Source organism: Pseudomonas sp. LPH60, assembly GCF_030718165.1.
Classification (GTDB): domain Bacteria; phylum Pseudomonadota; class Gammaproteobacteria; order Pseudomonadales; family Pseudomonadaceae; genus Aquipseudomonas; species Aquipseudomonas danubii.
This window is the reverse complement of the sequence record NZ_JAVAJH010000011.1, coordinates 186,654-210,312: the sequence shown is the minus strand read 5'-3', so window position 1 is coordinate 210,312 and position 23,659 is coordinate 186,654. Positions and strand designations below refer to the sequence as shown.

23 protein-coding genes are annotated in these 23,659 nt (G+C 63.4%); 6 read left to right on the top strand and 17 right to left on the bottom strand.

The genetic code is table 11. The features are described 5' to 3' along the window. From Q8O96_RS30070 to Q8O96_RS30040, 7 genes are all read right to left on the bottom strand, one after another. Nucleotides 1-1,320: putative Ig domain-containing protein (locus Q8O96_RS30070; RefSeq protein WP_305950006.1), on the bottom strand; the 1,320-nt coding region annotated here is incomplete at its 3' end. Between the two features lie 118 nt (nt 1,321-1,438). Then, nucleotides 1,439-1,975: a GNAT family N-acetyltransferase gene (locus Q8O96_RS30065; protein WP_305950005.1), complete on the bottom strand. Its 537-nt coding sequence runs from the start codon at nt 1,973-1,975 to the stop codon at nt 1,439-1,441. Continuing rightward, nucleotides 1,972-2,523: a phage tail protein gene (locus Q8O96_RS30060; RefSeq protein WP_115580324.1), complete on the bottom strand. Its 552-nt coding sequence runs from the start codon at nt 2,521-2,523 to the stop codon at nt 1,972-1,974. The genes Q8O96_RS30065 and Q8O96_RS30060 overlap by 4 nt, the downstream gene beginning before the upstream one ends. Nucleotides 2,524-2,552: 29 nt before the next feature. Beyond that, on the bottom strand, nt 2,553-3,128 hold the full coding sequence (locus Q8O96_RS30055; RefSeq protein WP_305950004.1) for a phage tail protein: 576 nt from the start codon (nt 3,126-3,128) through the stop codon (nt 2,553-2,555). Between the two features lie 35 nt (nt 3,129-3,163). Further along, nucleotides 3,164-3,709 carry a phage tail protein gene (locus Q8O96_RS30050; protein ID WP_102863085.1) on the bottom strand — a complete coding sequence of 182 codons (546 nt, stop codon included), beginning with the start codon at nt 3,707-3,709 and terminating at the stop codon, nt 3,164-3,166. Between the two features lie 598 nt (nt 3,710-4,307). After that, nucleotides 4,308-5,441: a branched-chain amino acid ABC transporter substrate-binding protein gene (locus tag Q8O96_RS30045; RefSeq protein ID WP_102863086.1), complete on the bottom strand. Its 1,134-nt coding sequence runs from the start codon at nt 5,439-5,441 to the stop codon at nt 4,308-4,310. A 135-nt stretch (nt 5,442-5,576) separates the two neighbouring features. Then, a complete protein-coding gene (locus tag Q8O96_RS30040) occupies nt 5,577-6,836 on the bottom strand; it encodes a methionine gamma-lyase (RefSeq protein ID WP_115582412.1) in 1,260 nt (419 codons plus the stop codon). Between the two features lie 124 nt (nt 6,837-6,960). On the opposite strand from Q8O96_RS30040, the gene Q8O96_RS30035 reads away from it, so the two are divergent. Beyond that, nucleotides 6,961-7,431, top strand: coding sequence for an Lrp/AsnC family transcriptional regulator (locus tag Q8O96_RS30035; RefSeq protein WP_102863087.1), 471 nt, complete (start codon nt 6,961-6,963; stop codon nt 7,429-7,431). Between the two features lie 142 nt (nt 7,432-7,573). On the opposite strand, the gene Q8O96_RS30030 is transcribed toward Q8O96_RS30035, so the two are convergent. The 3 genes from Q8O96_RS30030 to Q8O96_RS30020 form a co-directional block, all read right to left on the bottom strand. After that, nucleotides 7,574-8,083, bottom strand: a complete 510-nt coding sequence (locus tag Q8O96_RS30030; protein ID WP_305950003.1) for a flavin reductase family protein — start codon at nt 8,081-8,083, stop codon at nt 7,574-7,576. Nucleotides 8,084-8,196: 113 nt separating this feature from the next. Then, a complete protein-coding gene (locus Q8O96_RS30025; protein ID WP_180988562.1) occupies nt 8,197-9,231 on the bottom strand; it encodes a methionine synthase in 1,035 nt (344 codons plus the stop codon). 27 nt (nt 9,232-9,258) lie between these two features. Then, nucleotides 9,259-10,242, bottom strand: a complete 984-nt coding sequence (locus tag Q8O96_RS30020; RefSeq protein ID WP_102863090.1) for a DUF1852 domain-containing protein — start codon at nt 10,240-10,242, stop codon at nt 9,259-9,261. A 289-nt stretch (nt 10,243-10,531) separates the two neighbouring features. Here Q8O96_RS30020 and Q8O96_RS30015 point away from each other — a divergent pair, with 289 nt between their 5' ends. The 5 genes from Q8O96_RS30015 to Q8O96_RS29995 all read left to right on the top strand — a co-directional run bounded on the left by Q8O96_RS30015 (nt 10,532) and on the right by Q8O96_RS29995 (nt 14,754). Continuing rightward, a complete protein-coding gene (locus Q8O96_RS30015; RefSeq protein WP_305950002.1) occupies nt 10,532-10,699 on the top strand; it encodes a hypothetical protein in 168 nt (55 codons plus the stop codon). Between the two features lie 11 nt (nt 10,700-10,710). Continuing rightward, nucleotides 10,711-11,766 (top strand): sugar phosphate isomerase/epimerase, encoded by a 1,056-nt coding sequence (locus Q8O96_RS30010; RefSeq protein WP_305950001.1) that lies wholly within the window; start codon nt 10,711-10,713, stop codon nt 11,764-11,766. Between the two features lie 22 nt (nt 11,767-11,788). Next, on the top strand, nt 11,789-12,676 hold the full coding sequence (locus Q8O96_RS30005) for an alpha/beta fold hydrolase (protein ID WP_102863092.1): 888 nt from the start codon (nt 11,789-11,791) through the stop codon (nt 12,674-12,676). Nucleotides 12,677-12,818: 142 nt separating this feature from the next. Then, nucleotides 12,819-13,415, top strand: coding sequence for a TetR/AcrR family transcriptional regulator (locus tag Q8O96_RS30000; RefSeq protein ID WP_207816567.1), 597 nt, complete (start codon nt 12,819-12,821; stop codon nt 13,413-13,415). 160 nt (nt 13,416-13,575) lie between these two features. Continuing rightward, nucleotides 13,576-14,754 (top strand): sugar transporter, encoded by a 1,179-nt coding sequence (locus tag Q8O96_RS29995; protein WP_102863094.1) that lies wholly within the window; start codon nt 13,576-13,578, stop codon nt 14,752-14,754. Between the two features lie 306 nt (nt 14,755-15,060). Here Q8O96_RS29995 and Q8O96_RS29990 read toward each other — a convergent pair whose 3' ends face one another. The 7 genes from Q8O96_RS29990 to Q8O96_RS29960 all read right to left on the bottom strand — a co-directional run bounded on the left by Q8O96_RS29990 (nt 15,061) and on the right by Q8O96_RS29960 (nt 23,518). Further along, a complete protein-coding gene (locus Q8O96_RS29990; RefSeq protein ID WP_305950000.1) occupies nt 15,061-16,275 on the bottom strand; it encodes an MFS transporter in 1,215 nt (404 codons plus the stop codon). Between the two features lie 3 nt (nt 16,276-16,278). Next, the gene (locus tag Q8O96_RS29985; protein WP_305949999.1) at nt 16,279-17,109 is read right to left on the bottom strand and encodes an ABC transporter ATP-binding protein; all 831 of its coding nucleotides are present in this window, start codon (nt 17,107-17,109) and stop codon (nt 16,279-16,281) included. Next, on the bottom strand, nt 17,106-18,173 hold the full coding sequence (locus Q8O96_RS29980) for an iron ABC transporter permease (protein WP_207166078.1): 1,068 nt from the start codon (nt 18,171-18,173) through the stop codon (nt 17,106-17,108). Before Q8O96_RS29980 ends, Q8O96_RS29985 begins: the two co-directional genes overlap by 4 nt. Continuing rightward, nucleotides 18,170-19,303 (bottom strand): ABC transporter substrate-binding protein, encoded by a 1,134-nt coding sequence (locus Q8O96_RS29975; RefSeq protein WP_115580319.1) that lies wholly within the window; start codon nt 19,301-19,303, stop codon nt 18,170-18,172. The genes Q8O96_RS29980 and Q8O96_RS29975 overlap by 4 nt, the downstream gene beginning before the upstream one ends. Continuing rightward, nucleotides 19,290-20,162: a PepSY domain-containing protein gene (locus tag Q8O96_RS29970; protein WP_243433955.1), complete on the bottom strand. Its 873-nt coding sequence runs from the start codon at nt 20,160-20,162 to the stop codon at nt 19,290-19,292. The genes Q8O96_RS29975 and Q8O96_RS29970 overlap by 14 nt, the downstream gene beginning before the upstream one ends. A gap of 16 nt (nt 20,163-20,178) precedes the next feature. Further along, entirely contained in the window at nt 20,179-22,410 is a 2,232-nt protein-coding gene (locus tag Q8O96_RS29965; RefSeq protein WP_305949998.1) for a TonB-dependent siderophore receptor, read from the bottom strand. Between the two features lie 205 nt (nt 22,411-22,615). Beyond that, entirely contained in the window at nt 22,616-23,518 is a 903-nt protein-coding gene (locus Q8O96_RS29960; RefSeq protein ID WP_102863102.1) for an AraC family transcriptional regulator, read from the bottom strand. Between the last annotated feature and the right edge of the window lie 141 nt (nt 23,519-23,659).

Sequence of the window (23,659 nt, the reverse complement as noted above, 5' to 3'; positions counted from 1 at the left end):
AGCACTGGCCACGGCGACGCTGGTGGCAGCGCCGCCGGTGATATTCAAAGTGATCGGGTTGGTGCTGCTGTTGGCCGCCACCGTGGCGCTGACGGCGCCGGCCACCGGCGCCAGGCCGTTGATCACCAGGCTATAGGCGCGGGAACCGGTGGCGCTGTTGGCGTCAGTGGCGGTGACAGTCAAGTTGCTGGTGCCACTGCTGCTCGGCGTGCCGCTGATCACGCCTGTGCTGGTGTTCAGGCTCAGGCCGGCCGGCAAGCTGCCGGCGCTGATCGCGTAGGTGTACGGCGCGGTGCCGCCGGTGGCGCTCAGGGTCTGGCTGTAGGCTGCGCCCTGAGTGCCGTCGGGCAGTGTCGTCGGCGTTATCGCCAGGGTCGGCGCGGTGACGGTGATGGTCACGGTGGCCGGGCTGGAAGTGCCGCTGGCGTTGGTGGCGGTGTAGGTAAAACTGTCGGAACCGGAGAAACCGGCGGTCGGGGTGTAGGTGATGCTGGTGCCACTGGCGGTGGCGGTGCCATGGCTGGCGGCAGTGTCCACGGCCACGCTGCTGGCGGCGCCGCCGCTCAGGCTCAGGGTGATTGGGTTGGCGCTGCTGTTGGCGGCCACCGTGGCGCTGACCGGGCCGACGGTGGGGGGCGGCACGTTGTAGGTATAGCCGTTGGTCAGAGTCGCGGTGCCCCCTGGGGTGGTGACTACCACGTTAACCACACCCGCGGCGTGGGCCGGGGTGGTGGCGGTGATGGTGGTGGCATTGTTGACGATGTAACCGGTGGCGGCTGTCCCGCCAAAGCTCACCGCCGTGGCACCGGTTAGGTTGGTACCGGTGAGGGTGACGGAGGTGGCGCCTGCGGTGCTGCCGGTGTTCGGGTTGACGGCGGTCAGGGTCGGGGTCGCGGAGCTGGTGACCACCAGGGTATAGGTGGCGACGCCGCCCTGATTCAGGCCGTCATTGAGGGTGATGCTGAATGTGTAGGTGCCGGCGGTGGTGGGAGTGCCGTGCAGTAGGGTGTTCGAGCTGCCCGGTGACGGATCGAGGATCAGGCCCGGCGGCAGGCAGGGCGTCACGCCGTCGTAGTCCGGGTCATTGGCGTCGCACTCCACCCATTGGTCCAGTGGTTGTGCGCCGCCGACGGAATTGATGACGATGCTCATGGGCTGGCCCACTGCCACGCTGGGCAAGGTACTGCCCGTAGCCGGGTTGGTGATCACGGGAGCGGCGGCCATTGCCTGGCTGCTCACGGTCAACATGACCAGGAGCAGGAACAGCGAAATCAGCGGGCGTGTCAGCCGGATACCTAGCGTGGTCAGTGGTGTTCTCATGAGGGCTTCCTGCCTTGCGACCGGTTTGAGGGTCGTGTCCAGCGTAAGTGTTGATAAAGGTCCAGCGGTTACAGCACGGCTACAGCCGGCCCCTTGGGGGGCAGGTATTACTTGATGCTCAGGGACTGTCGATCTCTTCCCGGGCGGTCATCCGCGCGGGACGCTGCATTTGGGTGTACAGGCCACTGTCGGCACCGGCCCGGAAGCCCAGCCGCTCATACAGCCGGCGAGCACGGCTGCCCTGTTCGACGCTCAGGCTGCAGGTCTGACGCTGGGCGTCGGCCTTGGCCAGTACCGTGCGCAGCAAGTCGGTGCCGATGCCCCGGCCATGCCAGTCCGGTAGCAGGGCAATATCGACAATGCGCACATCGTCGGCCGCGTACTGCACGCACAGGCGCCCGATCGGGCTGCCGGCCTGCTCGACGATCAGAAAGTCCGCAGCGGGAAAGTGCTTTTCATAGTGCTGGCGTTGCAGCTCGGCCTGGGAGTGCAGGAAAGCCCGGCGCTGGGCGTCGTTCCAGCCAGGCACTGCACTGACTTCGGCCCAGCGGCGTGAGGCGTACAGCGCCTGGAGAAATCCCAGGTCGTGGCTGTTCTGCTTGCGCAGTACAGCCACGTTGCCTGCCGGCAAATGGAGAGCGGTGATGTGAGTCATGAGCTTCTGATCGGGTACTCGCCTTCCAGGCAGATGCAGTAGGACAGCGTCTGGAAGGGTTGCATGGTGTTGCGCAAGGCCGTCGACGTTGTGCCACTACCGGCGTTGCCCACCGTGATGGCCGCCAGTGTCTGGTTTGTCGCCGTCGGTGCGGTGTTGTTGTACAGGCGGACGTTGCGGGGTTGTGCCAGGTAGGCGGTGTTGTTGGGAGTATCCAGAGCGGCCGCCGATTCGCTGCCGTCCTTGGCCAACACCTGATGGGTATGCGGGGCGAAGTTGCTGGCCACCATGGTTATCCGGTCGGCTCCCAGGGCCGTGCCAACTGGCCTGTCGGTCAGCCCGGGGCCGGGCCCGGCCCCCATGGCCACGCGCCCGTTGAGATTGGGCAGCTTGAAGTTCTGTCCGGGGGTGCCGCCATACAGGTTGCCAATCACCGAATAGAGGGCCGGATTCTGCTGGACGGTGATGAGCGAGCCATCGCAGTACGCCCAGTTTTGCGGGACGAAGTTGTAGGGGAACAGTCTGATTTCACCGGTAAAAGCGTCCATGATCGGTCATTCCAGATTGAGTGAGGGGTTCACTGCTGTCGGGTCGGATAGAGGCCGACCAGGCAAATGATGTAGTTGATCGCCAACGAACCCATCAGGTTGCTGTGGGGGGTCGCGGCGCCACCGCTCGGGGTCAGTGCCGAGTCGAGAAACTGCGGGTTCATCGGGACGGCGGTGGATGTTCCGGTTCCTGCGCTGTACAGCCCGGTGATGATCCCCGCGCCCGGGAATTTGCCAAAGGTCATGCTATTGGGCGTTGCGGCTGGGGATGGGACTGCCGAGGTGGCATCTTGGGCGCTCACCATAAAGCCATGGGTGTGGGGGGCAGTGTTTTCCGGCCTCATGGTCACGGTTTCCACGCCAAACTTCTGCGTTAGCGTCCTTGGGGTCAGTCCGGTGCCGGTGCCTTGGCCCACGGGGAGCCGGCCACGGTAGTCCGGGAGACCGAAGTTGGTGATGCCGTTGCCACCGTACAGGGTGCCCAGTAACGAGTAGAGGACCTGGAAGTTGCTGATGGGCAGCAGCGATCCGTCACAGAACGCCCAATTCTCTGGCGCATAGTTGCCGGCGAACATGCGGATTTCTCCGACGAAAGCTTCAGACATGTCAGTTTCCTTGCTTGAGGGTCTGTAGACAGCCGTTACTGGCGAGGTGGGTAGATGCCCGTCGTAGCAATGCAGAAATAGCCCACGATGGAGGGCTGCACATTCGGCATGGGCATGCCTGGCGTTGGGGTGACGGTCGCGCTGTTGAGGGCGATCAGAGTGCCGGTTGCCGAGGTATAGGTCGGTTTTGCCGGGACCCCCTTGGTGTTCGAGCTGACAGCGGGAATGTTGCCGCCCGGGTCATCGTTGCCCGGATCGTTGGAGACATGCGTGGCGTGGCTATGCTGGGCCACCGAGTTCTGCGGCATCGTCACGGTTTCGCTACCGCCTTTGGTGCCCAGCGCGTGCACATCCATGATCGGATCGACAGTGGAGGCTCTGTAGTTCTGCCCCAGAGCGACCCGGCCACGCAGATCCGGCAGGCCGAACGTCGTACTGCCGTCACCGCCATAGGTTTTGCCCAGCAGGGAAGCCAGCGCCACATTGGTGTTGATGGGTAGAACCTGGCCCTCGCAAGGGAGCCAACCCTCAGGTGCCCAGCCCCAAGGGAACAAGCGAATTTCTCCGATAAAAGGATCCACGTTCTTTTCTCCTTGAACAAGTTTTTGACGCCGGGAATCCGTCTCTTACTAATAGACTAGCAAGTGCGTAGGCGCACAATAAACAAAAGTGAATTTAGTGTGCAAATGTTATTTCAAGTTGTTTGGTGGTAATTAACGGAGGGCTCGTCTATTAGCAGGTAGTTGACGCTCCGGCTAAGAGATTTCAAGAAGGAAGTCTTTCACAGTGTTGCTGGTTGTCGCTCGGTTCAGGGCGTTATGTCCAGCGGGGGCGGGGTGAGGGCGGGATGTCCAGGCTGGTTGCAGGCTTTTGAGTTCGGCTTTTCGAAATCGTAAGTTCATTGTCAAGTAACTAAGCGTGCTAACGATCTACGCCGAAAGTATTGGTTGTCTAGTCTGGGTTTTGGCGGATTTACAGCATGCTTGAAGTGTAGCGGTAACAGGTCTTAGTTGCTGTTGTGGGGTGGTTATTCCCAAGTTGATAAGTAGGGTATTCTTTTTGCGGGGGGCGGAGTAGTAAAGTTTTTTGCTCTAAGACCCTGTTTTGTTTGAGGTTGTTGTTTTTTTTGACGCCAGCGGGACGCCGCTCCCCGGGGATGAGCGGCGCGCCGTTACCGGCTTACAGCCCGGCGCTTTCTGCCGCTACGCTCTTGGGCTTGCCGTAATGCCATTCATAGACCACGAACTTGAAGTCCTTGAGGTCGCCTTTCTCGTCGAAGCTCAAGTCCCCGGTGGGGGTCTTGAAGGTGCCTTTGTGGATCGCCTCGGCGACTTTCTCCGGGTCCTCGCTCTTGGCCGCGGCGATGCCCCCGGCAATCACTTCCACGGCCGAGTAGGACGGCAGCACGAACGGACCGCTGGGGTTTTCCTTCTTGGCTTCGAAGGCTTCTACCAGGGCCTTGTTGGCCGGGTCCTGGTCGAAGGACTTGGGCAGGGTCACCAGCATGCCTTCGGAGGCGTCCTTGGCGATCTGCGAGATCGAGTCGTTGCCTACGCCTTCAGGGCCCATGAAGCGCGCGGTCAGGCCCTTTTCCTTGGCCTGGCGCAGTAAAAGGCCCATTTCCGGGTGGTAGCCGCCGAAGTACACGAAATCGACATTGGCCTGCTTGAGCTTGGCCAGGATCGACGAGTAGTCGCGCTCGCCGACGTTGATGCCTTCGAACATCGCGACCTTGATGCCTTCCTTGCCGAGGATGTCCTTGACCGAGCTGGCGATGCCTTCACCGTACTGCTGCTTGTCGTGCAGCACCGCCACATTGGTCGGTTTCAGCTGGGCGATGTAGCGTGCCGCCGCCGGGCCCTGGGCGTTGTCCAGGCCGATGGTGCGGAACACCATCTTGTAGCCCCGGGCCGTCAGCTCCGGGCTGGTGGCTGCAGGGGTGATCATCACGATGCCTTCATCTTCGTAGATGTCGGATGCCGGCTGAGTGGAGCTGGAGCACAGGTGCCCGACCACGAACTTGACGCCGTCATTCACCACTTTGTTGGCCACGGCCACCGCTTGCTTGGGGTCGCAGGCGTCGTCGTATTCCACGGCCACCAGTTGCTTGCCGTCGACGCCACCCTTGGCGTTGATCTGCTCGATGGCCATGCGCGCGCCGCTGAACTGCATGTCACCGTATTGCGCCACCGGGCCAGTCTTGGCCCCGGCGATGCCGATCCGGATGCTGTCGGCTGCCAGGGAATGGCAGGCGAGACCGGCAAGGATCATGGCGCTGAGCAGTTGGGTGGCTTTGTTATTGATACGACTCATGGGTTGTTCCACTCCTGTGGGTAACGATTCAAAGGGTGTTGCGGGTGTTGCTTGGATGCATGATGCGCCGCAGGCAGCGGCGCATCGGCAACTCGGGGTTGTAGACCGGGCAGCCCGGAACGGCGTTGACCCGGCTCAAGGAAGGGCCTTGCCGATCCTGGCCACGGCCTCGACGGCCGGTAGCGGCGCCGCGGGTTCGACACAGGCATCCAGGGCCTGGGCGAGATCGGCCAGCAGGTCGGCGACGTCTTCCAGGCCCACCGACAGGCGCACCAGGCCTTCGGCGATGCCGTGTTCGGCCCGTTCTTCCGGGGTGTAGGTGGAATGGGTCATGCTCGCCGGGTGCTGGGCCAGGGACTCGGCGTCCCCCAGGCTCACTGCACGACTGAACAGTTGCAGGGCGTTCATGAAGCGGCTACCGGTGGCCAGGCCGCCCTTGAGTTCAAAGGCGAGCATGCCGCCGGGCAATTTCATCTGCTGTTGCGCCAGGCTGTATTGCGCGAAGGACGGCAGGCCGGGGTAGGCGACCCACTGCACCCGCGGATGCTCTTGCAGGTACTCGGCGATGATCTGGGCGTTGCTACAGTGGCGCTCCATGCGCAGGGCCAGGGTCTTGAGGCCGCGCATCAGGAGAAAGGCGTCCTGCGGCGAAAGCACGGCACCGGTGAGGTCCTTCAGGCCCTGCAGGCGAATGCGCTCCGCCAGGCTCTGGCGGGTGACCACGATACCGGCGGTGATGTCGCCGTGGCCGTTGAGGTATTTGGTCGCCGAATGCACCACCAGATCGGCCCCCAGCTCCAGTGGACGCTGCAGGTAAGGGGTGCAATAGGTGTTGTCCACGGCAAAGGTGATGCGCGGATGCTGGCGGGCGATTTCGGCCACGGCGGCAATGTCCACCAGTTGCATGTTGGGATTGGCCGGGGACTCGCAATAGATCATGCGTGTGGCCGGGCTGATGGCGGCCCGCAGGTTGCCCAGATCGCTCATGTCCACATGGCGCACCTTGACCCCGAACTCGGCCAGGCCGTGGTGCAGGAGGGCGAAGGTGCAGCCATACAAGGTCCGGCAGACGATGATTTCGTCGGTGGGGCGCAGCAGGGTCCACAGGGTGGCGGCAATGGCGCCCATGCCGGAACCGAAGGCCACTGCAGCTTCGCCATTTTCCAGGGCTGCCATGCGCGCTTCCAGCAACGCCAGGGTCGGGTTGCCGATGCGGGTGTAGAAGTAGCCGGGTTGTTCGCCGGCAAAGCAGCCAGCGCCATATTCGGCGGTGGCGAAGGTAAAGGTGGAGGTCAGGTAGATCGGTGGAATCAGCGCGCCCTGATGCTCCTGAGGGTTATAGCCGTGGTGGATGGCTCGGGTGGAAAAACCAAGGTCACTGTTTTTATTGTTCATGGTGAACACTCTCGGATTTTCCCTAATGCTATGCTCAAATCCGGCGCAATAAATTCTAATCTAGCTCCAAAAAAAGCACTTGATTGGAATAAAACATCATAAAAACAAGATAAAGAGGCAAAACATGCCCCAGAGCCTGGATCGTACGGACAAAGCCCTGCTGATTGCCCTGCAAGACAATGCCCGGCTGACCAATGCCGAGCTGGCGGACAGCGTGGCCCTCACCACCTCGCCGTGCTGGCGCCGGGTCAAGTTGCTGGAAGAGAGTGGGGTGATCACCGGCTACCAGGCGATCCTCTCGCCCAAGGCGCTGGGCTATGGGGTCACTGCCTTTGTCAGCGTGATGATGGAGTCCCACTCCCGGGAGACGGCTCGGGCTTTCGAGCAGCGGCTGCTGGAAATCCCGGAAATCATCGCCTGCCACAACGTCTCCGGGCGCTATGACTTTCTTCTCGAGGTGCTGGCCAAGGACCTGGAGTCCTTCGGCGAATTTGCCCGAGAGGTGCTGCAGACCCTGCCGGCGGTAAAGGAAATCTACTCGAGCTTTTCCTTCAAGTCGGTGAAGCCGTTGCGGCAGATTCCGGTACAAGAGTAATGAGGGAGGTGCGGACGTTTGGCGGCTATCGTGGTTCGGCACTATCGCCAAGAGGCCGCGGCAACGGCGTCTGTCTGCTTCGCCAGCAAGCCAGTGGCCTGCAACAGGCCCTCAGCGAAAGAGCACCGCGCAGCTCAAGGCTTCAAAACGAGCCATGGGCTGCGAGGTTGCAATACTGCCCTTTGAAATACAGCAGTGGCTGCGCAGCCGACGCTTGTTGCAGGTTCAACGCTTTCACTTCACCAATCACGATCAGGTGATCACCTGCGGCGTGTTCGGCGTGAATTTCACAATCCAGCCAATGCAGGCTGCCGGCAATGATCGGATTCCCCAGCGGCGATTCCTGCCATTGGACGCCATGCCACTTGTCCGTGCCTTTACGAGCGAACTGGTTGGAAATCCTGACCTGCTCACCGGACAGGATATTGACCGCGAATCGACCTGCCTGGCGAATCCTGGGATAGCTGGCCGAGCCGGACATGACGCTGAATGACACCAGTGGCGGGCTCATCGACACGCTATAAAACGACTGGCAGGTAAAGCCGATCGGCTCGCCAGCAATCTGCGAGGTAATCACCGTGATACCGGATGCGTAGTGCCCGAGCGCTTCGCGAAAGCTCAATGGCTCGATAGCCGTTCTGGGAAGTGACATGGAGGGTCCTAAATATCGGGTGCTGCTCGAAAGTGTCGAGGAGGGCCTGAAGCAGCCCGGTAACTTTTTAATCCACTGCTTCAATCCTCCCGCACAGCATTGCCGGCTTCAGCTCAGCACGGGTTCGAGAGTTCTCTTCGGATAATGTCTGCACCAGCGCTTAATGCCTTTAGCTTGCCTCTTGCCACTTCGCGAGCTAGTGGCGCCATGCCACAGTTGGTGCATGGATAGAGTTTGTCGGCCTCTACGAACTGCAGTGCCTTGCGTAGGGTATTGGCCACTTCCTCTGGTGTTTCAATGGTGTTGGATGCCACGTCGATGGCTCCGACCATCACTTTTTTGCCTCTGATGAGTTCAATGAGATCCATTGGGACATGAGAGTTGTGACATTCCAGCGAGACTATATCGATACTGGATTTTTGCAGCTTGGGGAAAGCCTCTTCATATTGTCGCCACTCTGATCCCAGAGTCTTTTTCCAATCGGTGTTGGCCTTGATGCCGTAGCCATAGCAAATATGGACCGCCGTTTCACACTTGAGGCCTTCAATGGCCCTTTCCAGAGTGGCCACTCCCCAATCATTCACCTCATCAAAGAAAACGTTAAAGGCGGGCTCATCAAACTGGATGATGTCCACACCGGCAGCCTCTAACTCTCGGGCTTCCTGATTGAGGATCTTGGCGAATTCCCAAGCCAGTTTTTCGCGACTTTTATAATGGCTGTCATAAAGCGTGTCGATCATGGTCATGGGGCCTGGCAGCGCCCATTTTATGGGTTGTTTGGTTTGCTGACGTAAAAACTTGGCATCTTCAACAAATACCGGTTTTTGCCGAGCAACAGCACCCACCACCGTTGGCACGCTCGCATCATAGCGATCACGAATCCTAACGGTTTCACGTTTCGCGAAATCAACGCCGCTGAGGTGTTCAATAAAGGTAGTGACAAAGTGTTGGCGTGTTTGTTCGCCATCACTGACGATATCAATACCGGCCTGTTGCTGTTCCTGCAGTGACAAACGTAAAGCATCGTGTTTGCCCTCGACCAATTCCTCGTCTTGCAACTTCCAGGGCGACCATAGTGTTTCAGGTTGTGCAAGCCAGGAGGGTTTAGGCAAGCTGCCGGCAGTTGAGGTGGGTAACAGTTTTTTCATCATCAATGGCCTTGTGATTTCAATGAGTCAAAGAGCGCAATGGGCGGACCACTGCTCAAGGATGGCCTGGTACGGCTTGATGAAGTTCTCCTCAACAAACTGCCCCTGCTCAATAGCCAGGCGGCTACGTTCCTCTCGGTCATAAACAATACGAGTCAGTGAGTAATCCTGGTGCTTCAGACTGGGTTGATAGGATTTTCCTGCTGCAGAATTGGCATTGTAGATTTCAGGGCGGTAAATCTTCTGGAAGGTGTCCATCGTGCTGATGGTGCTGATCAACTCAAGATTGGTGTAGTCACTGAGCAAGTCACCGACGAAGTAGAAAGCCAAAGGCGCAACGCTGTTCGCAGGCATGAAGTAGCGAACCTTCAATCCCATCTTCTTGAAGTACTCATCGGTTAGAGAGTATTCATCCTGCTGGTATTCAAAGCCCAAGACAGGGTGCTGGTTCTCAGTTCGATGATAGGTTCGGCTGCTGGAAACACTCAGGCAAATAACCGGTGGTTTGTTAAAGTTTTCCTTGTAGGCGCTTGAGTGGATGAAGTGCTTGAACAGCTTCCCATGCAGCTCTCCAAAGTTGTCGGGAGTGCTGAATTCTGGCTGGTCCTTGTTGTGGTTCAATAACAGAACGCTAAAGTCATAATCTCGTACGTAAGAGGAGAAGTTGTTTCCGACAATGCCTTCCAGGCGTTCATTGGTCTTTCGGTCGAAAATGTTCGTTTTCAGTATTTCAATCAAAGGGATGGCGTTGCCACTGTTTGCAGTGTCAATGTCCATTTCAACGGAAACGATTTCAAGTTCGACAGCGTAACGATCGCCTTTGGGGTTGTCCCAATGCGCCAAGGCATTGAAGCGGTTGTCAATCATTTTCAACGTGTTGCGCAAGTTGTCTTGGCGGCTTTTGCCACGGGCCAAGTTGGCGAAGTTGGTAGTGATACGTGTATTTTCGGAGGGGTGATAGTTTTCGTCGAAGCAAATGCTTTTGATGGTAAATGTAAGCTCTTTGTTCATGGCGTCCTGGTTTCCGAGATGGAACCTGAATTTATTTATCGGTTCTCTGTACTTTCCAATGTTATTGCTAGGTTCTTTTGCTTAGTGGTGTTTCTAAGCTATCGATCATTGAGCTGCATTTTATGCTGGACTATTAATTGAGAGGAAATGAATTGATTTCACTGAGTCTTTAGTCACATTCATGATGTGCTGTTCATTCAGTTGTACAAGTCTATTGCCCGCAGGATTCATTGATAGGCGAAACAAACAACTGAAAGTGTGCGAGCTGGCGAGTGTGTGGAGAAGCGCCATGCGTTTCCCGTTCATGTACCCGGCGCGTTCGCGTTTGCAGAACGGCACCATCCCTGGCAAGCCAGTTGCTACCGGTGATCAGCCCGTCCCCAAAGCATTTTTCTGCACACCGATGATTGACGTGGCAACAGCGGCTCCCTATTCTTTGTCGACCAACAAAAAATAGAGAGCAATGCGATGAAAACCCTCAAGGGCCCCAGCCTGCACCTGGCACAGTTCAGTGCCGATACCGCCCCCTTCAACAGCCTGTCGGGCATCGCCCAGTGGGCTGCTGATCTGGGTTTCAAGGCACTGCAGATTCCTGCCTGGGATGCGCGTCTGTTCGACGTCGCCACCGCGGCGGACAGCCAGGATTACTGCGATGACCTCAAGGGTCAGTTGGCACAAAAGGGTCTGGTGATCAGTGAGCTGACCAGTCATATCTTCGGCCAGCTGGTGGCAGTGCATCCGGCCTACGACGCAATGTGCGACAACTTCGCGCCCCAGGCGCTGCGGGGCAATCCCCAAGCCAGAACGGCCTGGGCCATAGAGCAGATGAAGCTGGCGGCCAAGGCCTCGCGCCGCCTGGGGCTCGGTGACATGGGCACCTTTTCCGGGTCCCTGGCCTGGCCCTATCTGTTTCCCTTTCCGCAACGTCCAGAAGGTTTGATCGAGGCCGCTTTCGAGGAACTGGCTCGACGCTGGCGGCCGATCCTCGATCTGTGCGACGAGCAGGGGGTCAACCTGTGCTACGAGATCCACCCCAGCGAGGACCTGCACGATGGCACCAGCTTCGAACGCTTCTATGAATTGGTCGACCGTCACCCGCGCTGCAACATCCTCTTCGACCCCAGCCACTTCGTGCTGCAGCAGTTGGACTACCTGAGTTACCTGGACATCTACCACGAGCGCATCCGCATGTTTCACGTCAAGGATGCCGAGTTCAATCCCAGCGGCCGCCAGGGCATCTACGGCGGCTACAGCTCCTGGGTCGAGCGGGCCGGGCGCTTCCGTTCCCTGGGCGACGGCCAGGTCGACTTCAAGGGGATCTTTGCCAAGCTGGCGCAATACGACTACCCGGGCTGGGCGACCCTGGAGTGGGAGTGCTGCCTCAAGGATCAGGAGGACGGCGCCCGGGAAGGTGCCGAATTCATCAACCGCCACATGATCCAGGTCACCGAGCGGATCTTCGACGACTTCGCCGGGGCCGGGATCGACCGCCAACAGATCAACCGCATGCTCGGCATTGCCTGAACCCTTCATCAAGAGAACCCCCATGACTGCATTCACCGACAACACCCAGGCCGACACTGGCGGCCTGACCCATCGCTATGTGCGCATCGACGGCCAGCGCATCCACTGTGTCAGCGCCGGCACAGGCCGGCCGGTGCTGCTGATTCCCGGCTGGCCGCAGACCTGGTACGCCTGGCGCGAAGTGATCCAGGCCCTGGCCGCCCGAGGCTTCCAGGCCATTGCCGTGGACCCGCCGGGCAGCGGCCAGTCCGACCGCCCGGAGCAGGGCTACGACACCGGCCATGTGGCCGGGGTGCTGCACCAGGTGATGGGGCAGTTGGGCTTCGAGCGCTACAGCGTGGTCGGCCACGACGTCGGCATGTGGATCGCCTACGCCCTGGCCAGCGATCATCCGCAGGCGGTGGAGCGCCTGGCGCTGACCGAAGCGGTGATCCCGGGGCTGGCGGCGGCGCCGCCGATCTTCGTCGCGCCAGAGCAGAACATCTTTCTCTGGCACTTCATGTTCAACCAGCTGCGGGACTTGCCGGAAGCCTTGATCGCCGGACGCGAGCGGGCCTACCTGAATTACATATTCGATCACTGGTCCCATCGCCGCGAGGCGGTGGCCGCCGAGGTCTATATCGAGGCGTACGCCGCGCCGGGCGGCCTGCGTGCGGGCTTTGCCTACTACCGGGCGATTCCCGAGACCGTGCGCCAGAATCAGTTGCGCGCGCAGCGACCGCTGGCAATGCCGGTGCTGGCCATTGGCGCCGAGCACGCCACCAACGATGCACCCTTGCTGACCCTGCAGGGGCACGCCACGGATCTGCGCGGCGCCATCGTGCCCGACTGCGGGCACTTCATCATGGAAGAGGCGCCCGAGGAGTTCCTCGCTCACCTGCTGCCCTTTCTTCAGGAGGGCGCCGACTGAACAAAGGGCAGGCGGTCCCGGGCCATGGAAAATGGCCGGGGCCGGTGCAAATCTAATATCATTTCGTCGCGGCGCCTTGCGCCAACCCACTGACCGGCCCCTGCCGGTCAGTTTCCTTGTCCTGACGAGATACCCGACCCCCATGGCTGGAAGACCCCGCGAATTCGATCGCAACCAGGCGTTGCGCCAAGCGCTTGAGCTGTTCTGGGCCCGTGGATTTGAAACCACTTCCATGGCCGATCTGGTGGCGGCCCTGGGGATCGCCTCGGCGCGGATCTACGCCGCCTTCGGTTCCAAGGAGGCGCTGTTTCGCGAGGCCATCGAACTCTATGAAAGCCACGAGGGCGGTTTTGCCGACCAGGCCCTGGGCGAAGCCAGCGCCTATGTCGCCATCGAGCGCATGCTCAAAGAGGCGGTGGCGCTCTACACCCGGGCCGGTCATCCCCAGGGCTGCATGGTGGTGTCCTCGGCGGTGAACTGCTCCAGTGACAACGACGGCGTGCGTGAGTGGCTGGCCGAGCATCGCCGGGCCCGTACCGCCAGCATCATCCAGCGCCTGGAAGCGGCGGTGCAGTCCGGCGAACTGCCGGCACACACCGATGCAACTTCCCTGGGGGATTATTACTCTACGGTGCTGCACGGGCTGTCGGTACAGGCCCGGGACGGGGTCACCCAGGCGCGCCTGCTCAAAGGGGTGACGCTGGCCATGACGGTCTTCGAGGCGGCGCAGGGCAACTGACCAGGCGCCTGCCAGCCTGTGTCGCGCAAAAAAACAGGCAGCGACACCGTGCGCCAGCTGCGCAAGCGGGCAGCCCCCGGTCATGGTTCCTGGCCCGGGTTGTGCATTTTTATCGGGTCCTGGACCTGTTCGATCATCGATAGAGTATTACGACCCGCCCATGAGCAACTCCGCGGCTACACCTCAAGGTAACTGGCAGCCGGTCATCGCGTTGGCGCTGGCGGCCTTTGTCTTCAACACGACGGAATTCGTGCCGGTGGGGCTGCTCAGCGCCATCGGCGCCAGCTTCGACCTGCCTACCGCGCGGGTCGGGCTGATGCTGACCATCTACGCCTGGATCGTGTCCCTGACCTCGCTGCCGGTGATGCTGCTGACCCGCAACGTCGAGCGGCGCCGGTTGCTCACGGTGCTGTTCGGGCTGTTCATCGTCAGCCATGTGCTGTCCAGCCTGGCCAACAGCTTCGGCCTGTTGATGCTCAGCCGCATCGGCGTGGCCCTGGCCCATGCCCTGTTCTGGTCCATCACGGCGTCACTGGCGGTGCGCCTGGCGCCGCCGGGCAAGCAAGTGCAGGCACTGGGCCTGCTGGCCACCGGCACTTCCCTGGCCATGGTCCTGGGCATTCCTCTGGGGCGTCTGCTGGGCGAAGCCCTGGGCTGGCGTACCACCTTCGGCGTGATCGCGGCGATGGCCGGCTTGCTGGTGCTGTGGTTGATCCGTACCTTGCCGCTGCTGCCCAGCCAGAACTCCGGCTCCCTGCGCAGCCTGCCGCTGCTGTTCAAACGCCCGGCGCTGGTGGCGATCTATGGGCTGACGGCCCTGGTGGTCACCGCGCAATTCACCGCCTACAGCTACATCGAGCCGTTCATCAAGGTAGCGGCGGGCCTGGGGGGCGATGTGGTGACCCTGATCCTGCTGGTGTTTGGCGGTGCCGGGATCATCGGCTCGCTGCTGTTCAGCTGGCTGCACCGCCACAGCCCCCAGGGCTTCCTGCTGACGGCGGTGACCCTGCTGGCGCTGTGCCTGAGCCTGCTGTTGCCCCTCAACGGCCATGTCTGGTCCCTGGTGGCGCTGAGCGTGGTCTGGGGCATGGCGATCATGGGCTTCGGCCTGGCCCTGCAATCCAAGGTGCTGGTGCTGGCGTCGGACGCCACCGACGTGGCGATGGCGATGTTCTCCGGGATCTACAACATCGGCATCGGCGGTGGTGCGTTGCTGGGCAGCTGGGTCGGCGGACAGTTGGGCTTTGCCTATGTCGGGCTGGCGGGCGGCGCCCTGGCGGGCCTGGCCTTGCTGCTCTACAGCCTGGCCCTGCGGCGCATGGCCCGCAGCAACGTGTAGCCGCTGCCGCAGGCTGCGAACGGCTCCGCAGGAGACGCAAAGTCTTGAGACCGCCAGAGGCTCGGCGGGAGATCGCCAGGCAAGGTCCTGCGGACCTTTGCGCAGCCCCGGGTTACAGCGGGGTTGTGTAGCCGCTGCCGCAGGCTGCGAACGGCTCCGCAGGAGACGCGGCGGCCTTGCAGGCGCCGGAGGTTCGGCGGTCGATCGCCAAGCAAGGTCCTGCGGACCTTCGCGCAGCCTCGCCAGAGGCTCGACAGCGGCTACAGTGGGGCGATGTCGAGCATGCGCGCCGTCCGCCCGCCAAGGTCAGCGGCGTCGGGCTTCGGGCCAGCAGGCCACCAGCACCAGCAGCAGCGCCGCCAGCAGGTAGGGCAGGCGCGGCTCCACCGCGTAGATCAGGGTGCCCGCCAAGGGCCCGACCACCACCCCCAGGCCCTGGGCCGCGCCGACGGAGCCGGCAGTGGCGCCTTGCTCGGCAGCGTCCACTGCGTTGCTGGCCAGGGCGGCAAAGGAGGGGAAGATCCAGCCCATGCCGGCGGCCGAGACAAAGAACCCCAGCCACAGCACCCAGGCGTGAGCGGCGAGGATGCTCGCGGCAAAGCCCATTGCGGCCACCAGGGCGCCGACGCGGATCATCCGCAGTGGCGGCCACTCCAGCTTGCGCACCAGCAGTTGCGAGGCAATCAACGCCAGCCCCACCAGGGTCAGGGCGACACCGGCGGTCTGCGCCGCCTCCGCCGGACCCATGCCCAGGCGGTCGAGGGCGAAGAAGCCGACGGTGATCTGCGCCATGGCCACGCACAGCATCGAGACGAACGCCACCAGCAGCGGCCGGCGCAGGCGCGGGTCCGTCAGGCTCACCGACTTGGGCGGTTGCTTGAGGTGCAACTCCTGGCGCGGCAGCCGCGCCTTGAGCAAGGCGAAGCCCAGCAGCGGCAGCAGCGCCAGCACATAGAACGGCAGGCTCAGGCTGTAGCGGGCCAGCAGCGCGGCAATCGCCGGGCCCAGAACCAGGCCGCAGGCGTTGGCCGCCCCCAGCGAGGCCATGGCCCGAGCCCGGTGCTCGGGCTCGATGTTGTCGGCGATCAGCGCGTAGCCGCCCACCGGAATCGCCGCGTAGAACACCCCGATCAGGCCGCGTCCCAGCAGCAGCCCGGCAAAGGCCAGGATGGCCGAGGGCAAGGCGTGCAGCGCCAGGTCGATGAATAGGCTCAGGGCGAGAAAGGCCAGGGTGAAGCCGCCGGTGCCCAGCAGCAGGATCTGCCGTCGGCCCAGGCGGTCACTGGCCCGGCCCCAGGGCCGGGCCAGGAGCATCCAGATCACCCCGGAAACGGTCACCGCCATGCCTGCTTGCCAGGTGGCCAGGCCGAGAATCCGCGCAATGGGACCGATCAGCGAGACAAAGGCCATCATCGCCATGGTGCAAGCCAGGTTGGCCAGCAGCAGTGGACGCAGGTTGAAGGCCGGGGCGGCCTGGGGCGTTTCCAGGGTGTCGAAGGGCAGCTGTTGCATGTTGCTCATGATTTATCCCAGGGCTGAGTGAGAGGGCAGGCGGCCGTCGACCATCACCAGCGGTCGACCGCGCACCTGCTCCAGGCGGCCGTCGACGCCATAGACGTCGCGCAGCAGCTGTTGGTTGATCACCTCCAGGGCCGGTCCGGCGGCGGCCAGACGGCCGTTGTGCAGGATCACCACCTGCTGGCTGAAACCCAGGGCCAGGTTGATGTCGTGGACCACCACCAGGGTGATCAACTGGCGTTCGCGGGTGGCCCGGGTAATGGCCTCCACCACCTGGCACTGGTGGTACAGGTCCAGGGCGCTGGTGGGTTCGTCCAGCAGCAGTACCCGAGGCCGGCGCACCAGGGCCTGGGCCAGCCCCACCAACTGGCGCTGGCCGCCAGAGAGGGCATCGATGGGACGGTCGGCCAGGGCGGTGAGGTCCAGGTCCCGCAACACCTGTTCGACCCCGTGCAGCACCGCGGCGCTGGGTCGGCCGGGGGCGAAGCCGGCACCGCGATGCCCGGCCATGGCTGCACTGAGCACCGCTTCGAAGGCGCACAGGCGGGTGCGTTCCGGCAGGCTCTGGGGCAGGTAGACGATGTGCTGCGCGCGCTCGACCTGGGGCAGGCGGTTGAGGTCGACGCCATCGAGCAGCACCTGCCCGCTGGTTTTCTGCAACCCGGCGATGCCCCGCAGCAGGGTCGATTTGCCCGCCGCGTTGGGGCCGATCAGCGCGGTCAGGCTGCCGGGGGCCAGGGGCGGCAGGCTCACGTCGCGCAGTACCTGGTGGCTGCCGTAATGCATGTTCAGGCCGGCTGTGCACAGCCCGGGCGTGGAGGGGGCGTTAAGGCTCACAGGACACCTCGACGGTTGCGCATGACGATGGCCATGAAAAACGGAATGCCCACCAGGGCGGTGACGATGCCCACCGGCACCAGCACCCCGGGGATCAGGGCCTTGCTGGCGATGGAGGCCATGGACAGGATCAGCCCGCCGCTGAGCACGCTGGCCGGCAGGAACAGCCGATGGTCTTCGCCCACCAGCAGGCGGGCGATGTGCGGGGCGATCAGGCCGATAAAGCCGATGGTGCCGACAAAGGACACCGCCAGGGCCGACAGCAGGCTGATGCGCAGCAACGCCAGCAGGCGCAGGCGGCCGACATCGATGCCGAAGCTGCGGGCCCGTTCCTCGCCCAGGGTCAGGGCGGTCAGGGCCCAGCTCTGGCGCAGGGAAAACGGCAGGCACAGGGCCAGGGCCAGGGCCAGCAGGGCGAGCTTTTCCCAGGAGGCCCGGGCCAGGCTGCCCAGGGTCCAGAACACCAGTTGCTGCAGGCTGTCCTGGGTGGCGACGAATTGCAGCAGGGCCACCAGGGCGTTGAAGGCGAACACCAGGGCGATGCCGAACAGCACCAGGCTTTCCACGCCGAAGCCACGCCAGCGTGCCAGCAGGTAGAGCAAGGCCACCGAGGCCAGGGCAAACAGGAAGGCGTTGGCCGAGATCAGATACTGCGCCGGCACCCCGGGAAGGCCCAGGCCCAGGACAATCGCCAGGGCCGCACCGAAGGCCGCGGCGGCGGACACGCCGAGGGTGAAGGGGCTGGCCAGCGGGTTGTCGAGCACGGTCTGCATCTCCGCTCCGGCCAGGGCCAGGGCCGCGCCCACCAGCACCGCCATCAGCGCGTAGGGCAGGCGCACGTTCCACACGATCACCGCCTCGACCCGGGGCATCGAGCCCGGGTCCCAGAGCACCTGCAGCAGGCGCGAAAGGCTCATGCCCGAAGGCCCGGTGGTGATGTCCAGGGCCAGGGACAGCAGCAAGGCCAGAGCCAGCCCGGACAACAGCAGCACCCGGCGGCCATGACGTTTTTGGTAATGCCCTGAGGCAACGCGCTCCTGCACGTCGGTGGCAGCCTGGGTCATGGTTGCAGGCTCGTGGCGAACACGCCGCTGGCGGGAATCGGCATGAAGCGCTGGTACAGCTCGCGGCGGGTCTGGTCCGGGTCCAGGTCCTTGAACAGCTCCGGGTGCAGCCACTTGGCCAGGGCCTGGACCGCGATCAGGTGCTCCGGCGAGTCGTAGAAAATGTGCCACAGGCCATGCACATTGCCCTCGCGCACTGCTCGCAGCTCGTTCAGCGGCGGGCGCTGGGCGGCCTGGCGCAGGCTGTCCCGGGCCTGTTGCAGGGTGGCGGAATAACCCAGGGTCACGCCGCCCTGGCCGGCAGCGAAGACCCCGGTGGCGACGTACACATCCGGATCGCTGGAAAGGATGTACTCCACGTTGAGCACGCCAATGGGCCCGGGAATGCGCCCGTCGGCGATGTTGCGCCCGCCGGCCAGCTTGATCATTTCGCCGAAGTTGCCGGTGCCCGGGGAGCCGCAGCAATCCTGCAAGCCGGCGAGCATGTCGATGAAGATCTTCGGCTGCTGGACCTTGCCGGCCTTGGCCAGGGTGTCGCTGACCCGGGCCAGGGACTGCTGGTAGAAGGCGATGAACGCCTCGGCCTGCTGTTCACGGCCCAGGGCCTGCCCCAGCAGGCGCATGCTGGGCACGGTGTTGCTCAGGGGATGGTCGCTGAAGTCGACGAAGATCACCGCCACTCCAGCCGCTTCCAGCTGCTGCACCGCTTCGCTGTCGGGGCTGGGCCCGTGGCCGCCGCTCAGGGCCATGATCGCCAGGTCCGGGTGCACCGCCAGGGCCTTTTCGACGCTGAAGGTTTCGGCGGACGTGCCGCCTACCAGCGGCACCTTGTCCGCCTCGGGGAAAGCCTTGTGGTAGGCCTCGTAGCCCTGCACGTCGAGGCCGCGAAAGTCCCCTTGCCAACCGGCGAGACGGGCGAAGGGATTCTGGCCTTCGAGCAGCGACAGGGAATAGATCATCCGGCCTTCCCCCAGGAGGATGTGTTCGACCTTGTCCGGCACCTGGACCTGGCGTCCGGCCAGATCGGTGAGGGTCGCGGCGCTGGCCGTGGCGGCCCACAGCAGGCCCAGGGGCAGCAGGCCGAGCAAGAGCCCGCGCTGGGCGCGGCGCAAGAAATCACGGTGTGTCATGTAAGGTTTCCTTGAACGATTGAACGGCCCGGCGGGCGACGCGCTTGCGCCACCACAACAGCAGGCCGGTGATGTACAGCAGGGGTAATGAAAGGCCGCAGACAAACCCCAGCCAGGCGCCGGGAGCCCCCAGCAGCAGATGGCCGTGGGCGGCGGAAAACAGCGGCTTGACCGCCATCGGCGTGGCTGTGAGCCAGCCAAACAGCTCCGGGCGCGCCAGCCAGGCACCGCTGCCGGCAATCAGCAGCAGCGGCAGGCACAGCCACGCGGCGGCCAGGTTGTGCCATTCGCGCAGGCGCCGGGGGCCCTGGCTACCGGGGCGCAGGCTGGCGGCTTTCCACCAGCTGCGGCGGCCCGGCCACCACAGGTACAGGCCGCTGCCCAGCGAGCCCAGCAGCACCAGGCCGCACAGCAGCACCAGGGTCGAGCCCAAGGCCCGCGGCAACAGCAGGCTGCGGTGCAGCGCCACCAGCTTGGCCAGCCACAGGTCCTCGAAGACGAAGAAGCCCCGGGGCGCGCCGTTGTAGGGATCGATCATGGCGATGCCGGTGCCGGGACGCTCCTTGAGGGCGCCGAAGACGATCACGTTGTCCGATTCGAGAAAGCCCTGGCGCGGAGGGGCTGCGCCGAAGACCTTGTGCAACTGCGGGTAGGCGTCGGAGGCGGCCCTGATCCAGGCGTCCTGTTCCAGCCGCGTGCCGTGCTCGCCGGGGGCCAGTTGCAGCATCGCTGCACCGACCTCCCAGCGCAGGATCGGGCCCTTGAGCTCCAGCAAGGCGCCGCTCAGGCCCAACAACGCCAGGAGCAGCCCCAGGCTCAGGGCCAGCCAGCGATGCAGCCGCAGCCAGAGTTCACGCATGGGCAGCATCGGCGGCTTACCAGCGGTAGCGCAGGCTGGCGATGACGCTGCGGTCATAACCGGCGCTGCAATTGGTCAGCGAGCAGCCTTCGTAGTAGCGCTTGTCGGTGAGGTTGGTGGCGTTCACCGCCAGGCGCAGGCCCTTGGCCGCCGGGATCAGCTTGTCGAAGTCGTAGTGCACCGCCGCGTCCAGCAGGGTGTAGGAGGGCACGCTGACGGTGTTGGCGGCATCGGCTTCGGTAGACCCGATGTAGCGCACGCCGGCGCCAAAGCCGAGGCCACCGAGCGGGCCTTCGGGCAGGGTGTAGTCGGCCCACAGCGAGGCCATCTTTTCCGGGGTGTCGGTGGGGCGCTGGCCTTTCTCCAGCGGGTTGTTGCTCTTGCTTACCTCGGCGTCGTTGTAGGTCAGCGCCGCCAGCAGGTCCAGGCCCCGGGCCAGGCTGGCCTTGCCTTCAAGCTCGATGCCGCGCACGTTCACCTCGCCGGTCTGCAGGGTGTTCAGGCGTTGGGCCGGGTCGGCGGTCTTGACGTTTTCCTGGGTCAGGTCAAACAGCGACAGGGTGATGTAGCTGTCGATCCCCGGTGGCTGGTACTTGACCCCCACTTCCGATTGCTTGGCGCTGGTGGGCTTGTACGGCGTGCCGTAGAAGTTGGTGCCCAGTACCGGGTCGAAGGACGTGGAGTAGCTGATGTAGGGCGCCAGGCCGTTGTCCGCCAGGTACACCAGGCCGGTGCGGTAGGTGAACTTCTCGTCGTTCTGCTTGCTGCCGCTGTCGTTCATGCGGTTATCGGTACGGGCGCTGGAGCGGTCCTGGCGGCCACCGACGCTGAGCACCCAATGCTCGTCGAAGGTGAACTGCTGCTGGGCGTAGACCCCGACCTGATCGGCGCGCTGCACGGTGTTGGTGAACGGCGTGTTGGGGTTGAACACGCCGCCATGCACCGGGTTGTAGATGTCGATGGACGAGGCAGCGCCGCCGCGCAGGTAGTAGTCCTCGCGGGTGCGCCGGTAGTCGACCCCCAAAAGCGACACCATCTGCGTACTGCCCAGGTTCCAGCGGGCCTGGACGTTGTTGTCCAGGGAGTAGGTGTCGCCGACGATGCGGAAGCGATAGGCGGCGCGGTTCAAGGTGCGCAGGTCCGGGGCCAGGGACATGCCGCTGGCGGTGTTGGTCAGCAGGTTGACGTGGCCGTAGCGGGCGCTGGAATTGAGGCTCCAGACATCGTTCAGGCGCTGCTCCAGCAGGTAGCCCAGGGAGTACTGGGTGCGGTCGTTGTCCAGCCCCGGTTCATCGAGGAAGACGTTGTGCTTGAGCTTGCCATTGGGGTTGCCGAGCAGGGTGCCTTGGGCCGGCAGGGACACCCTGGGTGCGCCGAACGCATCCTGGGTGTAGTCGGCCAGCAGGGTCAGGCGGGTGTCGTCGTTGGGCTTCCAGGTGAAGGAGGGCGCGAAGTACTGCTTGTCGTCCTTGATGTGCTCGAACTGGGTGCCGCTGTCACGTTCCAGGCCCACCAGGCGGTAGAGGAATTGCCCCTCATCGTCCAGCGGGCCGCTGAAGTCGAACTGGCCCTGGGCCCGATCGAAGCTGCCGCCCTGGATCTGCACTTCATGGAAGGGCTGCTCCAGTGGGCGCTTGCTGATCTGGTTGACCACGCCTCCGGGCGAGTTCTGGCCGAACAGCACCGAGGCCGGGCCCTTGAGCACATCGATGCGTTCCAGGCCATAGGCTTCGACCTTGGGCCAGGCCTGGGCGGTGTTGCCCTTGAGGCCATCGCGGAGCATGCCGGTGGTGACGTCGAAACCACGGATCGAGATCGTGTCGAAACGCTGGCTGGCGGCGGTGGTGTTGGCCTGGACCCCGGCGGTGTAGCGCAATGCCTCGTTCACCGACTGCACCTGCTGGGCGTCCATCTGATCGCGGGTGACCACGGAAATCGCCTGGGGAATCTCACTCAGCGAAGCATCGGTCTTGGTGCCGCTGAGGCTGCGCTTGGCCACGTAGCCGCTTTGCTGGCCGGTGGGGGAGTCGACCTGGGTAGCGCTGATCACGCTGGTGTCCAGGGTCAGGGTGTGGTCCTTGTCGGCCTCGCCATCGGCGGCCAGGGCGGCGCCGGCCTGGGTCAGCGACAGGCCCAGGGCCAGGCCATGGATCAGGCACGCCAGCGGGCTGCGGCGCAGCGCCGGACGCAGGACCGGACAATCGGCCGGCCAACCTTGGGTGTTTTGGTGCGCAACGCGGCTACCCATGCTTCACTCCGTGATGGGGATTAAATGAGAATGCAAACGTATCTCATTTGTGCGCCTGGGTTGCCGGCTAAAACTTTGGCTTGAGCGACCATTTCTTTCGTTTGCGGCACCGCGCGGGCAGGGCGCCCGGGGCAACAGGCGCGCGGTTCGACAGCGCCGGGCTGCGGCGTTGTTCAAGGTTCCAGGCATGCAAGACCAGGGCGATTCAGCGCAAGGACTTGGGCGACACCCCGAAGCGCTTGCGAAAGGCGGTGGAGAAATGCGCCGGGCTGTAGCCGACCCGATAGGCCGCGCTGGAGACATTGGTCTCGCCGCTGGCCAGCAAGCGGTAAGCCTCGCCCAGGCGCTGCTCCTGCAGGTAGGCATAGACGCTGGTGCCGAACACCTGGCGAAAGCCGGCGGTGAGCTTGCGCGGATTGAGGCCCACCTGACGCGACAGCTCCGACAACGACGGCGAGTCCTGCAATGAGTTGAGCAGCAGGTCCCGGGCGGCGTGGATACGTTCGATGTCCGCCGCGCTGCCGGGGCTGTCCTGCAGCGGCCGCGACTCGGCATGGGCAAGGATGCCCTCGACCCCCAGGGCGGTGAGCTCCAGGGCCTTGCCTCCCAGGTAGAAGGAGCGGGTCGGGCCTTGCAGCGGGCAGGTGAAGATCTGCTGGGCCAGGGCCAGCAGTGGCTTGCTGGCCGGCTGGCAGAACAGCATCGGCCCGCCGCCCCGCGGGTCCAGCAGGCGCTCGGGTTCCAGGCCGGCATTGCGGATCGACGGGAAGTCCAGCTGCACCGTGGTGTAGCGCACCGGTACGCCACGGGCGAACAGGTGGTCGCCGCAGTGCTCGCCCTGGTTGGCCACGGCGCACAGGGTCGGGCCGCGAATTTCCACTTCCGGTTGGCCCTCGACCCGGCAATTGAGCTGGCCGCTGAGCACCAGGATGATTTTCAAACCTTGCCAGAGCGGCTCTTGCATCCACATCTGGCTGTCCATCAGCACAGTCCCGGTGGACAAGGTGATTTCCGGCACCACCGCCGCCGTGCCGGCGTGCTGCGGATTGGGAAACTGCAGGGTGAAATCCCTTTGGACAGGCTGCGGCGCAGCGTGGGGGCTGAGCATGGCGAACTCCCTGTGAACCCGAAAAAGAGGCCATAAGCTATCAGGAAAATCCGCCCCTGTAATTAAGAATGATTATCCTTTAGCTTTCTCGCCCCGTCCTGTCAGGGCCTGCCGGGGCCGCGCCGCGCAATCAAAAGAAAA

Bases quoted from the DNA above. Each gene is read 5' to 3' on its own strand.
- Q8O96_RS29995 (WP_102863094.1), top strand. From the start codon at position 13,576: ATGAGCAACTCCGCGGCTACACCTCAAGGTAACTGGCAGCCGGTCATC.
- Q8O96_RS30055 (WP_305950004.1), bottom strand. From the start codon at position 3,128: ATGTCTGAAGCTTTCGTCGGAGAAATCCGCATGTTCGCCGGCAACTAT.
- Q8O96_RS30035 (WP_102863087.1), top strand. From the start codon at position 6,961: ATGCCCCAGAGCCTGGATCGTACGGACAAAGCCCTGCTGATTGCCCTG.
- Q8O96_RS29980 (WP_207166078.1), bottom strand. From the start codon at position 18,173: ATGACCCAGGCTGCCACCGACGTGCAGGAGCGCGTTGCCTCAGGGCAT.
- Q8O96_RS29965 (WP_305949998.1), bottom strand. From the start codon at position 22,410: ATGGGTAGCCGCGTTGCGCACCAAAACACCCAAGGTTGGCCGGCCGAT.
- Q8O96_RS29990 (WP_305950000.1), bottom strand. From the start codon at position 16,275: ATGAGCAACATGCAACAGCTGCCCTTCGACACCCTGGAAACGCCCCAG.
- Q8O96_RS30065 (WP_305950005.1), bottom strand. From the start codon at position 1,975: ATGACTCACATCACCGCTCTCCATTTGCCGGCAGGCAACGTGGCTGTA.
- Q8O96_RS30020 (WP_102863090.1), bottom strand. From the start codon at position 10,242: ATGAACAAAGAGCTTACATTTACCATCAAAAGCATTTGCTTCGACGAA.
- Q8O96_RS29970 (WP_243433955.1), bottom strand. From the start codon at position 20,162: ATGCGTGAACTCTGGCTGCGGCTGCATCGCTGGCTGGCCCTGAGCCTG.
- Q8O96_RS30025 (WP_180988562.1), bottom strand. From the start codon at position 9,231: ATGAAAAAACTGTTACCCACCTCAACTGCCGGCAGCTTGCCTAAACCC.
- Q8O96_RS30030 (WP_305950003.1), bottom strand. From the start codon at position 8,083: ATGTCACTTCCCAGAACGGCTATCGAGCCATTGAGCTTTCGCGAAGCG.
- Q8O96_RS30010 (WP_305950001.1), top strand. From the start codon at position 10,711: ATGAAAACCCTCAAGGGCCCCAGCCTGCACCTGGCACAGTTCAGTGCC.
- Q8O96_RS30060 (WP_115580324.1), bottom strand. From the start codon at position 2,523: ATGGACGCTTTTACCGGTGAAATCAGACTGTTCCCCTACAACTTCGTC.
- Q8O96_RS30040 (WP_115582412.1), bottom strand. From the start codon at position 6,836: ATGAACAATAAAAACAGTGACCTTGGTTTTTCCACCCGAGCCATCCAC.
- Q8O96_RS29960 (WP_102863102.1), bottom strand. From the start codon at position 23,518: ATGCTCAGCCCCCACGCTGCGCCGCAGCCTGTCCAAAGGGATTTCACC.
- Q8O96_RS29975 (WP_115580319.1), bottom strand. From the start codon at position 19,303: ATGACACACCGTGATTTCTTGCGCCGCGCCCAGCGCGGGCTCTTGCTC.
- Q8O96_RS30005 (WP_102863092.1), top strand. From the start codon at position 11,789: ATGACTGCATTCACCGACAACACCCAGGCCGACACTGGCGGCCTGACC.
- Q8O96_RS30045 (WP_102863086.1), bottom strand. From the start codon at position 5,441: ATGAGTCGTATCAATAACAAAGCCACCCAACTGCTCAGCGCCATGATC.
- Q8O96_RS30000 (WP_207816567.1), top strand. From the start codon at position 12,819: ATGGCTGGAAGACCCCGCGAATTCGATCGCAACCAGGCGTTGCGCCAA.
- Q8O96_RS30015 (WP_305950002.1), top strand. From the start codon at position 10,532: ATGCGTTTCCCGTTCATGTACCCGGCGCGTTCGCGTTTGCAGAACGGC.